General features: G+C 60.9%; 9 protein-coding genes. 7 read left to right on the plus strand and 2 right to left on the minus strand.

What is annotated here, in order from left to right:
- Positions 1-81: 81 nt before the first annotated feature.
- Positions 82-1032: a glutathione synthase gene (gshB, locus tag ACY8D3_RS20990; RefSeq protein ID WP_462380782.1), complete on the minus strand. Its 951-nt coding sequence runs from the start codon at positions 1030-1032 to the stop codon at positions 82-84.
- Between the two features lie 221 nt (positions 1033-1253).
- On the opposite strand from gshB, the gene pilG reads away from it, so the two are divergent.
- The 7 genes from pilG (at position 1254) to ACY8D3_RS21025 (ending at position 13346) form a co-directional block, all read left to right on the plus strand.
- Positions 1254-1661, plus strand: a complete 408-nt coding sequence (gene pilG, locus ACY8D3_RS20995; protein WP_462380783.1) for a twitching motility response regulator PilG — start codon at positions 1254-1256, stop codon at positions 1659-1661.
- Positions 1662-1706: 45 nt separating this feature from the next.
- Positions 1707-2072 (plus strand): twitching motility response regulator PilH, encoded by a 366-nt coding sequence (gene pilH / locus ACY8D3_RS21000; RefSeq protein ID WP_462380784.1) that lies wholly within the window; start codon positions 1707-1709, stop codon positions 2070-2072.
- 33 nt (positions 2073-2105) lie between these two features.
- The gene (locus ACY8D3_RS21005; RefSeq protein WP_462380785.1) at positions 2106-2645 is read left to right on the plus strand and encodes a chemotaxis protein CheW; all 540 of its coding nucleotides are present in this window, start codon (positions 2106-2108) and stop codon (positions 2643-2645) included.
- Between the two features lie 120 nt (positions 2646-2765).
- Entirely contained in the window at positions 2766-4814 is a 2049-nt protein-coding gene (locus ACY8D3_RS21010) for a methyl-accepting chemotaxis protein (RefSeq protein WP_462380786.1), read from the plus strand.
- Between the two features lie 179 nt (positions 4815-4993).
- A complete protein-coding gene (locus tag ACY8D3_RS21015) occupies positions 4994-11845 on the plus strand; it encodes a hybrid sensor histidine kinase/response regulator (protein ID WP_462380788.1) in 6852 nt (2283 codons plus the stop codon).
- 2 nt (positions 11846-11847) lie between these two features.
- On the plus strand, positions 11848-12882 hold the full coding sequence (locus tag ACY8D3_RS21020) for a chemotaxis protein CheB (protein WP_462380789.1): 1035 nt from the start codon (positions 11848-11850) through the stop codon (positions 12880-12882).
- A complete protein-coding gene (locus tag ACY8D3_RS21025; protein WP_462380790.1) occupies positions 12879-13346 on the plus strand; it encodes a chemotaxis protein CheW in 468 nt (155 codons plus the stop codon). Before ACY8D3_RS21020 ends, ACY8D3_RS21025 begins: the two co-directional genes overlap by 4 nt.
- 37 nt (positions 13347-13383) lie before the next feature.
- Here ACY8D3_RS21025 and ACY8D3_RS21030 read toward each other — a convergent pair whose 3' ends face one another.
- Entirely contained in the window at positions 13384-13722 is a 339-nt protein-coding gene (locus ACY8D3_RS21030; protein ID WP_462380791.1) for a tryptophan synthase subunit beta, read from the minus strand.
- Between the last annotated feature and the right edge of the window lie 54 nt (positions 13723-13776).

Here is a 13776-nt window from a genome sequence, read left to right on the forward strand (position 1 = left end):
GGGACTGCGCGGCAGTCTGCCCATACCCGCCAGCGCTCGCAAGGCGAGCGCGACGAGTCTGCGGACTGCTCGGCGTTCCGCTCAGCGCTTCAGCTTTCCAGCGATGGCATCCATTAGCTTGTGGCCAATGCGCGTATCGAAGGCCGCATCAATCTCGCGGATGCAGGTCGGGCTAGTGACGTTGACCTCGGTGAGATGCTCGCCAATGACGTCCAGGCCGACGAACAGCAGGCCGCGCTCGCGCAGGGCAGGGCCTACGCCACGGGCGATCTCAAGGTCCCGCTCGGTAAGCGGGCGCGCTTCACCCCGGCCTCCGGCTGCGAGGTTGCCTCGTGTCTCGCCTTGTGCGGGAATCCGCGCCAGGCAATAAGGTACGGGTTCCCCGTCGATCATTAGGATGCGTTTGTCGCCTTCCTTGATGGCTGGGAGATATCGTTGTGCCATTATCTGGCGCTGGCCATGAAGCGTGAGTGTTTCAAGGATAACGGACAGGTTCGGATCGCCATCACGATGCCGGAAGATCGAAGCGCCCCCCATTTCATCCAGCGGCTTGAGAATGACGTCGCCGTGTTCGGCCGCGAACGCCTTCAATATATCGGCGCGGCGGCTGACCAGCGTGGGCGGTGTGAACTCGGGAAACTGCGTTGCGAAGAATTTCTCGTTGCAGTCGCGCAGGCTCTGCGGCTTGTTGACGATCAGCACGCCGGCCTGCTCGGCCAGTTCGAGCAGATAGGTCGAGTAGACGTACTCGCTGTTGAAGGGCGGGTCCTTGCGCATCAGGATGACATCGAGGTCTTCCAGCGGCGCGTCCATCTCGTCACCTAGCTCGAACCAGCGGTTCGGGTCGTTGAATACCGTGAGTGAGCGCATCCGGGCACGCGCTTTGCTTTTGATTTGGTAAAGGTCGCGTTGCTCCATGTAGCAAAGGGACCATCCGCGCTCTTGCGCAGCGAGCAACATGGCCAGCGAGCTGTCCTTTTTGAAGGATATCTGCGCGATGGGATCCATCACGATCCCGAGACGAATGCTCATGGGTGGCTCCTTGAACGTGGGGAAACTGTGAAAAAAGGGCAGCTACTGACGCTTTAAGCGTGACGGCGGGTTTGCCCACCAGGCCGCGCTACTGTCACCGTCAAGGTGCCGTTGCGGGGAGTATGCTAAAAGAATTCGCCCCCTTGTGCGGCGAGTAACGGAAAATTTCCGGACCGCCTGATATAAGGCGTCGCAAGATTCACGAGGCATTAGTAAGCGAAATGGAACGACAGTCCGAAGGCTTGAAAGTGATGGTGATCGACGACTCTAAGACGATTCGTCGAACGGCAGAGACCCTCTTGAAAAAGGTCGGCTGCGACGTGATCACCGCGGTGGATGGCTTCGATGCGCTCGCCAAGATCGCTGACAACCGTCCAGATGTCATCTTCGTCGACATCATGATGCCTCGGCTGGATGGGTATCAGACCTGTGCCCTGATCAAGAACAACAGCGCGTTTCGCTCGACGCCCGTGATCATGCTGTCCTCCAAGGACGGCCTGTTCGACAAGGCCAAGGGGCGCATCGTCGGATCCGACCAGTACCTGACTAAACCGTTCAGCAAGGAAGAACTGCTGGGCGCCATCAAGACCCACGTACCGAGCTTCTCGCCGGTAGAACGGGCATCCTGATCTCTTTCGGCCTAGCGCCGCTTCGCTTTATGTATGGGGAAACACATGGCTCGCATTCTTATCGTCGATGATTCGCCGACGGAAATGTTCAAGCTCAGCGCGATGCTGGAAAAGAACGGCTACCAGGTCCTGAAGGCTGAGAACGGTGCTGACGGTGTCGCGCTGGCGCGGCAGGAAAAGCCTGATGCTGTTCTTATGGATATCGTCATGCCCGGCCTCAATGGCTTCCAGGCGACGCGCCAGCTGACCAAGGACAGCGAGACCAGCTCGATTCCGGTGATCATCGTCACGACGAAAGATCAGGAAACCGACAAGGTCTGGGGCAAGCGCCAGGGCGCTCGGGACTACCTGACGAAGCCGATCGATGAAACCACATTGGTCAACACGCTCAAATCCGTGTTGGCAGGCTGATCGTCGTAGCGCCAGGGAGCAAGGTTGAACGGCATGTCGGAAATCCAGCGGTCGCCCTTTCACGTCCTGTTCGAGATCGACCAGCGCTGCCGGATGCTCGCAGCCAGCTTGCCGGCTCAGGAGGAAACGATCCGCACCTGGAGTGGCATCGGGTTTCGGATTGGCAACGTGCATCTCGTCGCCCCCATGGGGGAAGTTGGCGAAATTCTTCACGAGCCAGGCCTCACAGCACTTCCAGGTGTGAAGCCGTGGGTGAAGGGTGTCGCGAACGTGCGGGGACGCTTGCTGCCGGTGCTGGATCTGCCCGGCTATTTCGGTCTGGTGGGTAACGGCACACGCAAGCAGCGCCGCGTCCTGGTTATCGAGCGGGGCGATATCTTCGTCGGCCTGATCGTGGACGAGGTGTTCGGGATGCAGCACTTTCCGGTCACCACCTACACGGAAAAAACGCCTGATGTGGCCGATACACTTCGGTCGTTCATCAACGGGCAGTTCAGTCGGGATCACGCCTGGCTTGTTTTCAGCCCTCATGCGCTTGCTGCGGATGAGGGCTTTCTTGCGGTTTCGGTTTAAAGCGTCCGAACGGATGTTTCGGCGGGCCTGCCAGCGGCAGGTCGGATGAGGTAGGGCTGGAAAGTCAGCTCCAAAGCATAGATGGAAAGTAGTGCTGTAGGTCCAGGCGGGGGCCAATAAATGATGAACACTGAGAAAGCCAATCCATTCAGCGGCGTACGTAGCACCACCCTCATCGGGGTGTTCTTTATCGTGCTCGTCGTGTCGATCATTCTGCTGTTCGCGAACTTTACGTACCTGAACAAGCAATCGGCGTATGACGCCGAATACATCGGCCAGGCGGGTGAACTTCGCGTTTTGTCGCAGCTGATCGCCAAGAACGCGACGGAAGCGGCCGCGGGTACGCCGGAAGCGTTTGCGCTGCTGAGCACTGCGCGCAACGAGTTCGTCCGCCGCTGGGCAATTCTGGTCGATGGCGATACCTCTACAGGTTTGCCTGCGGCGCCGGCCGACGTCCAGGACCAGATGGCTTCGGTACAGGCAAGCTGGGATGACCTGAGAAACGACACCGACGCGATCATCTCCAGTGAGCAGACCGTTCTGTCGCTGCACCAGGTCGCCGAGACACTCGCCGAAACCGTTCCGCAGCTGCAAACGGAGTACGAAGAAGTCACCAACATCCTGCTGCAAAGCAACGCGTCCCCGTCGCTGATTAACCTCTCGCAGCGCCAGGCGCTTCTTGCGGAGCGTGTACTGGGCGCTGTGAATACGGTTCTGGCAGGCGGGCAGGATGCCGTCCGCGCCGCTGATACCTTCAGTCGCGAAGCCAACCGTTTCGGTCAGGTCCTGCGGGGTATGCTCGAGGGTAGCTCCGACGTTCCTCAGGTAACCAATCCGGAAGCCGTCGCCCGCCTGCGCGAAATTTCCGAGTTGTTCGAATTCGTATCGGGCTCGGTAGATGAGATCATCGAAACCTCACCTGAGCTGTTCCAGGTCCGTGCGGGTGCAGAGCGCTCCTTCACCGTGTCGCAGCAGCTGCTGGATCAGCTGTCTGAGCTGAACCGCGGCTTCGAGGGCCTCGACGAAAACCGCAGCGCGAACACGGTCATTGGTTACCTGCTCGCAGCGCTCATTCTTATCTCGATCGTCATCATCGCGATGGTGATGACCCGTGAGACCAACCGCCGACTGGCTGAAACCGCCGAGAAGAACGACCGTAACCAGGCCGCCATTCTGCGACTGCTGGACGAGATTGCCGACCTTGCGGATGGTGACCTGACGGTAGCCGCGACAGTAACCGAGGACTTCACCGGCGCGATCGCGGACTCGATCAACTACTCGATCGACCAATTGCGCGAACTCGTCGAGACCATCAACCAGACTGCTGTCCAGGTAGCTGCAGCCGCCCAGGAAACGCAGGCGACGGCAACGCACCTTGCAGACGCGTCCGCTCACCAGGCGCAGGAAATCGCCGGCGCGTCGGCCGCTATCAACGAGATGGCCATCTCGATTGATCAGGTGTCGGCGAACGCCTCCGAATCCACCGCGGTAGCGGAGCGCTCGGTAGCCATTGCCAACAAGGGCAACGAAGTCGTACACAACACCATCAACGGCATGGATAACATCCGCGAGCAGATCCAGGACACGTCCAAGCGGATCAAGCGCCTTGGTGAGTCCTCCCAGGAAATTGGTGACATCGTAAGCCTCATCGATGACATCGCCGACCAGACCAACATCCTCGCACTTAATGCGGCTATCCAGGCATCCATGGCGGGAGACGCAGGCCGAGGCTTCGCCGTGGTAGCGGACGAAGTCCAGCGTCTTGCGGAGCGCTCCTCGGCGGCAACGAAGCAGATCGAGGCCCTGGTAAAGGCGATCCAGAGCGACACCAACGAAGCAGTTATCTCGATGGAGCAGACTACTTCCGAGGTGGTGCGAGGCGCCCGACTGGCCCAGGACGCCGGAATCGCTCTCGAGGAGATCGAGCGCGTATCCAATACCCTGGCAGCGCTCATCCAGAACATTTCCAACGCCGCCCACCAACAGGCGTCCTCGGCGGGGCAGATTTCCAACACGATGAACGTCATTCAGGAAATTACCTCGCAGACCTCCGCCGGCACCACCGCGACTGCGCGCAACATTGGTGAGCTCGCGAAGATGGCGACCGAGCTGCGGCGTTCCGTATCAGGCTTCACATTGCCGGACGGAGACGCCCAGGCCCGGGTATGACGCCAACCGTCCTTCCCGGCGATTCGGGAAGGCACGTATCTCAAGGTAACGATGACGCAGCTGATCGTCTGGTCAGGCTGCGTCTAGTTACATGAGTGTTTTGTTTCATTCAACGTTCGCCAGACCTGTCTTGCGAACGAGCCTTATCTGGCAGGGACAGCATGTTGATGGGAGTCGGTATGGGTGATCGGCACGATTATGTCGCCCTCGAGTGGGTGAAAGGCGAAATCGGCGAGACTCTCAAGCAGGCCCGACAGGCCATTGAGACCTTCGTCGAAAATCCGCGTGAGCCGGTCCCGCTCTACCTGTGCCGTGACTACGTGCATCAGGTCCACGGCACGTTGCAGATGGTCGAGTTCTATGGTGCCGCCTTGCTGGCGGAGGAAATGGAACAGCTCACGGAGGCACTCGTCGCCGGGCGGGTGACCAGCCAGCGAGAAGCGCTGGAAACCCTCATGCAGGCCATCCTGCAGCTGCCGCTTTATCTGGAGCGCGTTCAGGAGGCTCGCCGCGATTTGCCCGTGGTCGTCCTACCGCTGCTCAATGATCTGCGGACGGCCCGAGGTGAAGGGCTGATTTCCGAAACCAGCCTCTTCGCTCCCGACCTTTCAAGCATTCCTCGGGCCGATGCCGCAAACTTCGTAGCGCCGAGTGAGGAGCTTGTCGTGCACCTGCGCAAGTTCCGGCAGATGCTACAGGTTGCGCTCGCCGGCGTGGTTCGAAACCAGGACGTTGCCCAGAATCTGGGTTACATGGCCAAGGTATTCGAGCGTCTCGAGCGGCTGTGCCAGGGCATGCCGGTCGCGGCGCTCTGGGGCGCGTCCTTGGCAGTGGTCGAAGGGCTGCAGAACGGCGGCATCGCCAACGGCGCATCCGTCCGCAATCTGCTGCGTCAGGTTGACCGTGAATTCAAGGCTCTCCTGGCTGAAAGCATCGGCCTGGGTCAGTCTGCCCCTGAGGCACTGATCAAGCAATTGCTGTTCTACGTGGCGAAGTCCACCGTCGAGTCACCGAACATCCTTCGCCAGAAGCAGCAATACCGGCTTCAAGAGGCCATGCCTGACGCCGGCGTGGCTGTTGAACGTGTGCGCTTCGCGGGACCTGACCGCGATGCGATGCGCTCGGCCATCGTCGCGCTGTGCGAGGAGCTGGTTCGCGTCAAGGATAGCTTCGACCTATTCGTGCGTAGCGAAGCGCGCAGCCTGGACGCCGTTGCCGCTCTGTTGACGCCCATCAAGCAGATTGCCGACACGCTGGCGATGCTTGGGCTCGCCTCGCAACGCAAGCTGATCCAGGATCAGTACGAGCTCCTCCAGCGCATCAGCCGTGGCGAACTCGAGGCGCATGACGCCACGCTGATGGAAGTCGCTGGCGCATTGCTGTCGGTCGAGTCCAGTCTTTCAGACAGCGTTGCGCCGAAAGAAGGGGCGCGCGACGAAAGCGACCTGCTGCCCAGCACTAACGTTGGCCAAATACATCAGGTTGTCGTGAAGGAAGCCCGGAAGGGCCTGGAGCAAGCCAAGGATGCGATGATCGAATTCATCGTTTCGCAATGGGATCACGAACACCTGCGTCCTGTGCCGGCCTTGTTGAGCCAAATTCGCGGCGGCCTGGCCATGATTCCGCTCCCACGCGTCGCCGGGCTGTTGGGCGCCTGTAACCGATACATTCAGGAGCAGATGCTCGCCAACGATGCCATACCAGATTGGCAGAACCTTGATACGTTGGCCGACGCGATCACGAGCGTCGAATACTATCTGGAGCGCCTGGTCGAAGATCCGGAAAGCGAAAACGATGCGATACTCGACGTAGCGCAGGATAGCCTCCTACGCCTGGGCTACATGGCCGACGCGCATGACGAGCCCGCAGCGCCGATAACACCGGATGCTTCTAGCGTCCCGGAAGCCGCAGATGAGATCCTTGCGAGCCGGGAGGAAGAACCCGCCGCGCCGGTGGAGCCGACTGACGATGTGCTTGTGCTTGAGTCACAGGCCACCGAGGATCCTTCCGAGTTTTCATTCGAAGCCTTGGGCCTGGACGATTCGCTTGAGCAGGCGTTTGACGGGCAGGGCCAACCAGGGTGGGACGATGAAGCTGAGGCTTCGGATGACCTCTCTACGCTTGCGTTTCCCGAGGTTGAGACGCAATCCCAGGCCGACGCGAGTGCCGAGCTGTCCCAGGCAGAGGCGCTTGCCGAGGTTATGGCAAGCCCTGTGGCGCCGGTCAACCCCCCGGCGCGGGACGTTCCGCCCACCCTGTTGCCGCCCCCTGCCGACGAGGAGCCGGTCGATGAGGAGCTGCGCGAGGTTTTCATCGAGGAAGCCGAAGAAGTTCTCGAAACGCTGAACGGCCACCTCCCGGCCTGGCATTCCGATCCGAAGGACCGGGAGACGCTCGGTGAGATTCGCAGGGCTTTCCATACGCTCAAGGGAAGCGGACGCATGGTCCGTGCGCTGGTCTTGGGCGAGCTGTCCTGGTCTGTCGAAAACCTGCTTAACCGGGTGCTCGATGGAACCCGCGAGGCCAATGCCGATGTCATGACCGCTGTTGGCCGCGTCATCGCCCTCATTCCGGGACTGGTGGGCGAGTACGCCGCTAATGCTCAGCGCCAGCGCGACGATGTAGACCTGCTAGCCGCCAACGCGCACGCCCTTGCCAAAGGGCAGCCTTCTTTGCTCAACGAACCAAGCGTCGGAGACGCGGCTGTCGCGTCTTCAGAGCTTGCGTCGGAACCCGAAGCGCTTGATCCTCAATTGGTCGAGGTATTCCGCAACGAGGCCGAGACTCATCTTCAAAGCCTTGCCAACTACCTCGACGCGTGTGCGGACGCGCTGCCGCAGCCGATCACGGATGACCTGCAACGCGCCCTCCATACCCTCAAGGGCAGTGCTTCGATGGCCGGCATCGAACCCATTGCCCAGATCGCAGCGCCGCTGGAGCGTATGGCGCGCGAATACAAGTTTCAACAGGCGAGCTTCGACCTGGCCGAGGCCGACTTGCTGGCAGAAGGCCTTGGGCTGTTCAACGTTGGTCTGGAGCAACTGGAACTGTCGCCGCTCGATATCGTGCCCGGCACAGATGACTTTCAGAAACGTGTTCTTCTACAGCAGCAGGATCGCCTTGGCGGAACTTCGGCTTCCGTCGAGGCGCGCCCGGCCGCGGAAGGTAGGGCCATGCTGCCCATACTGGCTGACGGGCTGGATCAGCTCCTCGCGGCAGAAGAGCTTTTGCGACTGTGGCGTGCCGAACCAGGCGAATACAAGGACGTGGACCGGCTCCTCGCTGCACTGCGCGAAGTCGAGCAAGGTGCGCGCAAGGCTGGTGTACCGGCCATCGAATCACTATCCGTTACGCTCAGCGATGTCTACCGAGCCGTCGGTGCAGGATCGCTTGTAGTCAGCGAGCGGTTCTTCGATGAGGTCAGCCAGGCGCACGACGCGTTGGTCAGCATGATCGATCAGGTCGCGGCAGGCCTCGAGGTTCACGCCAGACCCGACCGCATTGCCGCGCTCGAATCGCTGCTCAGTGATGCTGCATTCTTTGCACAGCTGGCTCTCGATCCAGTTCCATCCTCCGCGGTTGGCGTCGAACCGACCGTGGAACTGGGTGGGCTCGAAACGGAAGAGGAAGAGGACGGCTGGCCGACTGCGGCTGATGTCTCCCAACCCTCCGACGAGCTCGCTGTGCTCGAACCTGCGGAGATCGCCTCTACTGAGCCACTTGCAAAGATAGGCACGGAGCTGGGCGATCTGCCCGATAACGACATCGAGCCTGCCTTTGTCCTCGACCAGCCTTCGTCCGCTATGAGCCTCGAAGAGGAGATGGTCGCCATTTTCCTCGAAGAGGCATCGGATATTCTCGAGAGCCTCAATCAGGCGCTTGACGGCTGGCTGGCCGATAAGTCCGATACGAATGCTCTTAATGCGCTGCAGCGTGACTTGCACACGCTTAAGGGCGGCGCGCGTATGGCGGAAGTTGAACCGATCGCGCGCTTGGCTCATGAGCTGGAAGGGGTTTACGAGAGGCTGCTGGCAGGGCGTTTCAGCCCCGTTGAGTCGATTGAGGGACTCCTCGAAGAGTGTCATGACATGCTGGCGGCTCAGCTCGACGAGCTTCAGGCTACCAGGCCGCTCCCGGACCCGGAGTTGCTCGTCGAGCGTATCCGCGCCATTCGACACGGCGGACCAGCGGCACACATCGAACGTACCCAGCCCGGCGAATCCGAGATCGCGCCTGAGGCCATTGAAAGCCTTCTGCACGAAGGCTACGAGCTGACCGAGCGCATGTCCGGCATCGTTCACCATTGGGATCAGGATCCGACTGCCGTCAATACGCTTGCTGCTCTGCAGCGCGATCTGCATTCGCTCAAGGGTAGCGCACGACAGGCGGGGGCATGGCCAATAGCGGAACTGTCCCATGAAATGGAGTCGGTCTACGACGACATCCGCGTCAAGCAGCAGCCGGTGTCGCCTGCCTTCTACGCGGTACTCCTACGCTGCCACGATTCGCTGGGCGACATGCTCGATGCGTGTCGCGGCACACGCGCATGGCCGGATGACATTTCGCTTCTCGAAGCACTGCGCAACCGCGGCGAGGCCGAAGCGGTAATCGTCCCCATGGCGCCAGTTGCAGGTGCTGCTGCGCCTGCGCACGTCGACGAAGGTGACGAAGAGATCCTGGACATCTTCCACGAGGAGGCCACCGAGCTGCTCGAGGAGATGGAGGTGGCAATTACACAGTGGGAGGGCGACCCCTCGACCACTGAGCCAGTGAGCGAGCTGTTGCGTATCCTGCATACCCTCAAGGGGGGCGCGCGGCTTGCCGGCCTTACTGCGATAGGCGACCTGGCGCATGAACTTGAGCAGTCATTCGCTGACGGTGACATACAGCCGGGTCAGCACGACGCAGGCATCCAGCAAATTCAGGCTGGCTATGAGCGGCTGTCGTCCGAGCTTGGTGCACTTCGTTCTCGCCTGGGGCGGGCCGATGGTGAACCAGCGCCGGAGTCAATCGTCTCAGAAGTTGCCGAACCGGGAGCATTCGTGCCCGTGCCTGTGGGCCCCGACGATACAGCGGATACCGGCAGCGAGATCACGCTCCCATTCATGCAGCGGGCAGCGGAGTTGGCTCAGGAAGCCGCTTCGCGGCGTACCACTCGTGAAATGGTCAAGGTACAGGCTGATCTCCTCGATGGCCTGGTGAACCTTGCGGGTGAGACGTCCATTTTCCGGGGACGCGTCGAACAGCAGGTGAGCGACTTCGCGTTCACATTGGGTGAAATGGACGCCACGATCGAGCGTGTTCGTGACCAGCTCCGCCGTCTCGATACCGAAACGCAAGCGCAAATCCTCAGCCGGCACCAGGCTGAAGGCGAGCGGGCGGGTTACGAAGACTTCGACCCGCTCGAAATGGACCGTTATTCCCAGTTGCAGCAGTTGTCGCGCTCGCTGTTTGAGTCTGCGTCTGACTTGCTTGACCTGAAGGAAACCCTGGCTGCGCGTAGCCGTGATGCCGAGACCCTCCTGCAGCAGCAGGCCTGGGTCAATACGGAGCTGCAGGAAGGCCTGATGCGCACGCGCATGGTGCCGTTCGAACGCATGGTCCCGCGTCTGCGGCGTATCGTTCGTCAGGTGTCTGCGGAGCTCGGAAAACAGGTCGAGTTCACAGTCGGTAACGCCGAAGGCGAACTCGATCGGACTGTTCTGGAGCGCATGATTGCACCGCTCGAACACATGCTCCGTAACGCCGTCGACCATGGGGTTGAGGCCGCTGATGAGCGAACGGCTGCTGGCAAGCCAGCGGCTGGCCGTATCCGGTTGACGCTCGAGCGTGAGGCCGGCGACATCCTCATTACGCTGAGTGACGACGGTCGCGGTATCTCACTCGACGCCGTCCGCCGAAAGGCGCTTGAACGCGGCCTGTTGTCCGAAGGGTCAGATCTCAGCGACCAGGAAGTGCTCCAGTTCATTCTGGAGTCCGGCTTCTCGACCGCGGACCGGGTTACGCAGATATCCGGCCGCGGCGTAGGCATGGACGTCGTCCATTCCGAGGTCAAGCAGTTGGGCGGGTCGATGAATATCGATTCGGTCCTGGGACAGGGCACGCGCTTCACGCTGCGTTTGCCTTTCACCGTATCGGTCAACCGAGCGCTGATGGTCCGCTCGGGTGATGATACGTACGCTGTCCCACTCAACACGGTGGAAGGCATCGTGCGGGTCTCCGCGTTCGAACTCGAGGCGCTGTATGCCAGCGAGTCACCCCGTTACGAATATGCCGGGGAGGCCTATGAACTCGTTTACCTGGGTGACCTCCTCGAGAACGGCCAACATCCGAAACTCGTCGGGCAAAGCCTGCCGCTGCCGATCATCCTTGTGCGCTCCAGTGAGCACGCTGTGGCGGTCCAGGTGGATGCGCTCGCAGGCTCACGAGAGATCGTCGTTAAGAGCCTCGGCCCTCAGTTCGCTGCGGTGCCTGGGTTGTCTGGCGCCACGATTCTCGGCGACGGTCGTGTCGTCGTGATTCTTGATCTGCTGGCGACCATCCGAGCGCGCCATGCGCGTGCACTTCCGCAATCCCGCGCTGCAAGGCGCGCTGTTGAGCATCGTGAGCCCGCCCTGGATCGGCCGCCGTTGGTCATGGTGGTGGATGATTCCATTACCGTGCGCAAGGTTACCGGGCGCCTTATCGAGCGAAATGGCATGAATGTCATTACCGCAAAAGACGGTGTCGACGCCATCACGCAGCTGCAAGAGCACAAGCCGGACGTCATGCTGCTCGACATCGAAATGCCGCGCATGGACGGGTTCGAGGTGGCGACACTGGTTCGCCATGACGAACAGCTCAAAGACCTGCCAATCATCATGATCACGTCCCGAACCGGTGAAAAACACCGTGAACGTGCGCTGGCGATCGGCGTAAACGAATACCTCGGCAAGCCGTATCAGGAAAGTACGTTGCTCAGCAGTATTCAAAGATTGGTGGGGCGTTACCCAGGGGTACGCCATTCGACGGATCGCCGCCCGGAACAATAAAGATGACGGAAAACAGCATGCCGCGTGTCGCAATTATCGCCGACACATCCCTGCAACGCGGTGCGTTGCAGCAAGCGTTGGTCAACAACGGCTATCAGGTGGTGCTGAATAACAGCCCGTCTCGGCTCGACGAGGCGGCGTTGGCCAGCAGTGAGGTCGACCTTTGGCTGGTCGACCTTGCCCTCTCTGAAGATTCGCCTTTGGTGGATAGGCTCCTTCAGCAAACGGATGCGCCTGTGTTGTACGGAGAAGGCCAGGCGCCGGAACGCCAGTCCGAGCAGTATCCCCTGTGGGAAAAGCGATTCTTCGGCAAGCTCAAGCAGCTCATTGGCGACTCCACGTCTTCAGTGGTTGAGAGCCTCGAGGCGCTCTACAACGATACTGATCGTGTGGCCGCGCTGCCGTTACCAGCGGAGTTGGAAGGCACAGTGTTGGCTGCGGGAACACCCGCGGAACAGGTCTGGTTGCTGGCCGGTTCGCTGGGTGCGCCGCAAGCGGTAAAGGCGTTCATCGATGCGCTGCCAACTGGGCTACCAGTAGGCTTCGTCTATGCACAGCATATCAACGATGGGCAGGAAGGCAGCCTGGCGCAGGCGGTTGGCTGCCATACGGACTGGACCGTGCGTGTGGCACAGGAAGGTGAGCCCGTGCGTTGCGGAGAGGTCGTCATCGCACCGGTTACGCGGGAGCTGAGTCTTGGCGAAGGAGGGGCCATCCGCTTGGCGGCACATGGCTGGCAGGAGCCTTACAGCCCTTCAATCGACCAGATGGTCCTGAACCTCGTGCAGCGGTATACCGCGCGCTCCGGTGTGGTGCTGTTCAGTGGTACGGGAAGCGATGGCAGTTCAGCGCTGGGATATGCGCGTCGGCATCAGGCGGAGGTCTGGGCGCAGCGAAGCGAGAGCTGTGAATGCCCAAGCCTGCCGGATAGTGCGCGCGCAACGGGCCACGTGACGTTCAGTGCGGAGCCACGCGAATTGGCGCAGGCGTTCATCATGCGACTCGTCGAGCAACGTAACCTGGCGGAGGGTGCATGAGTAATCCAGATGTCGTCACGCTGCCCTCTACCCTGATGGGCCTACTCATGCCGCTGGGCGATAGGACGCTGCTACTGCCACAGGTAGCCATGGCCGAGCTGATCGGCTACCGGCCGGCGAAAGCCGCCGAAGGGGCACCAGACTGGTATTTGGGGCAGCTCGAGTGGCGTGACCTTCGCCTACCTCTTATTGGGTTTGAAGCCACGAGCGGTGGCGAGGTCAAAGCGACCGAGCGTAGCCGGATCGCGATCATCAACGCGCAGGGCGGCCGGAGCGATGTGAAGTTTCTTGGGTTGGTACTGCAGGGCATTCCACGCTCAGTCCGGCTTGACCAATCCCTGGCCCGGGCAGACGTTGACCTGGCACCGTTCGAGCTGTCGGCTGCGACGATCTCAGGTGATGTCGCGCGTATTCCCGACCTGATTGCGCTCGAGAAGGCACTCGAAGAAGCCGGATTGATCTGACTCAAGGGCACCGCAACGGTGCCCGCAACGTGCGCCGTCAGAAAAAGCCTCGTTCTTCCTCGTTGATCAGGCGATGGATTCCGCCGAGGCTTTCGCGCGCCTGGCGGCGATTGAGCAGCTTGGTCTGTGCGGCGGGTGGCAGGTCAGTGATCATGATGACCCCCTTGCCAATCAATGTCTGGATCAAGTCTTCAAGGACCCGCACCATTTCGAGGTCGCTTTGACGCAACTTCTGCAAGCTCGACTCGGCGCTGCGGCTGGCTTGCCAAGCGGCAACCTCTTGCGAGTCGGACGCCAGGATTTCGGTCATGCCGTCGAACGGTAGGGCTTCCACGCGGACCAACTGGCCCGCGGTATCGCGCTCAACATAAAACATGAAGATGCCTCTTCGTAGATAAGTTGCCGCCGCCCCGATAGGCGGCGGTGCAAG

Source organism: Pseudomonas sp. Marseille-QA0892 (genome assembly GCF_054950135.1).

Bases quoted from the DNA above. Each gene is read 5' to 3' on its own strand.
- gshB (WP_462380782.1), bottom strand. From the start codon at position 1,032: ATGAGCATTCGTCTCGGGATCGTGATGGATCCCATCGCGCAGATATCC.
- pilG (WP_462380783.1), top strand. From the start codon at position 1,254: ATGGAACGACAGTCCGAAGGCTTGAAAGTGATGGTGATCGACGACTCT.
- pilH (WP_462380784.1), top strand. From the start codon at position 1,707: ATGGCTCGCATTCTTATCGTCGATGATTCGCCGACGGAAATGTTCAAG.
- ACY8D3_RS21005 (WP_462380785.1), top strand. From the start codon at position 2,106: ATGTCGGAAATCCAGCGGTCGCCCTTTCACGTCCTGTTCGAGATCGAC.
- ACY8D3_RS21010 (WP_462380786.1), top strand. From the start codon at position 2,766: ATGATGAACACTGAGAAAGCCAATCCATTCAGCGGCGTACGTAGCACC.
- ACY8D3_RS21015 (WP_462380788.1), top strand. From the start codon at position 4,994: ATGGGTGATCGGCACGATTATGTCGCCCTCGAGTGGGTGAAAGGCGAA.
- ACY8D3_RS21020 (WP_462380789.1), top strand. From the start codon at position 11,848: ATGACGGAAAACAGCATGCCGCGTGTCGCAATTATCGCCGACACATCC.
- ACY8D3_RS21025 (WP_462380790.1), top strand. From the start codon at position 12,879: ATGAGTAATCCAGATGTCGTCACGCTGCCCTCTACCCTGATGGGCCTA.
- ACY8D3_RS21030 (WP_462380791.1), bottom strand. From the start codon at position 13,722: ATGTTTTATGTTGAGCGCGATACCGCGGGCCAGTTGGTCCGCGTGGAA.